Source organism: Pseudoalteromonas sp. SG41-5 (genome assembly GCF_014164495.1).
In the GTDB taxonomy this organism is placed as follows: domain Bacteria; phylum Pseudomonadota; class Gammaproteobacteria; order Enterobacterales; family Alteromonadaceae; genus Pseudoalteromonas; species Pseudoalteromonas rhizosphaerae.
This window is the reverse complement of record NZ_JACJFH010000242.1, coordinates 1-1,113: the sequence shown is the minus strand read 5'-3', so window position 1 is coordinate 1,113 and position 1,113 is coordinate 1. Positions and strand designations below refer to the sequence as shown.

Annotated in this window: 1 protein-coding gene; it reads right to left on the bottom strand. The window is 39.5% G+C overall.

Annotated features, from left to right (window positions below; genetic code table 11):
- A partial coding sequence (locus tag H5232_RS23335) for a hypothetical protein (protein WP_259400196.1) occupies nt 1-923 on the bottom strand: 923 nt, incomplete at its 3' end.
- Nucleotides 924-1,113 lie beyond the last annotated feature (190 nt).

The following is a 1,113-nucleotide window of genomic DNA, read 5'->3' as shown; positions in this document are numbered from 1 at the left end:
TTAGGGTACTTTAATGGCACCATGAGAGACACAAACACGCGTGAACCACCACGGGCTGAGCCTACATTGCGCTCATTTGCACCAAAACAAACAATGTCTTCGTAAGGTAAATAAAACGGTTTTCTAAACAAAGTATGAGGGGTTTTTACAAGCCCTGTATGGCGATTAAAATAAAACTTATCTCGGTGCGATAATATGGCGCGGTGTTTATGCATATAAAAACCTATGATAAACAAAGGCATGTATATAACAAACGGTACCCACCTGTAATCGCCCCACACAAAACCAATAACAACCAAGTCAACGAAGAAAAACATAACTGCAGATACCATTAGCAAGAAGCTTAGAGCAGTAAATAAATTTGACCACCCTCCAAACCATGAAATAGCAAGTTGCTGCCCATCTCCGCGAACCCAGTGCCCTTCAAGCGTTGAGCCACTATCTGGGGATGAAAGCTTTGCTGTATATTCATCAGTAAAACGCTTACTTTTAAATGTGCGGGTTTTAAACCCGCAGCCATTGAGTGCTTCTGCTTTTTTTAATCGCGTTTCATAACTGTCTTTATGCAAATAATCTCTAGACAGTTGCTCTTTATATGTTGCTCTATTATCAAAGTATTTGCTTCTGTTTTCGGCTCTCCTTTTATTTTCTGCAGCTTTTTCGGGGTTATTTTTTCTAAACTCTTCTAATCGCACCACCGCTTTTTCATCCAAAGTCAGTTGCTTTATGGTTTTATCTTTTGCTCTAGCGGGGTCTCGGCCTGGATTTTCAGCGCACCACTGGTTAATTGCGTTAATACGGTTTTCTCTTTTTATTTTTTCTCGTTCTTCGTGAGTTAAGCCATCTTCCTCTTCAGCAATGTAGCGCTCAACGAGCTCATCAAATATTCTTTCTTCCTCTGATTTTTTATCATCACTACTCATAGTTACTCCTTTATTTGCTGTACTTCTTGTAATTTTTTTATAACTTAGCTTTTTATAACTTAACAATGGCTTGGCTAATGACTTGGCCAATGCGGTGGCTATACTTGCGCTCATCGCCCCAAGAAAAGAACCCTGGCTTTTCACCTGCTTTGTAATATTCGATTGGTAAGCCATAAATACTATTAAACCC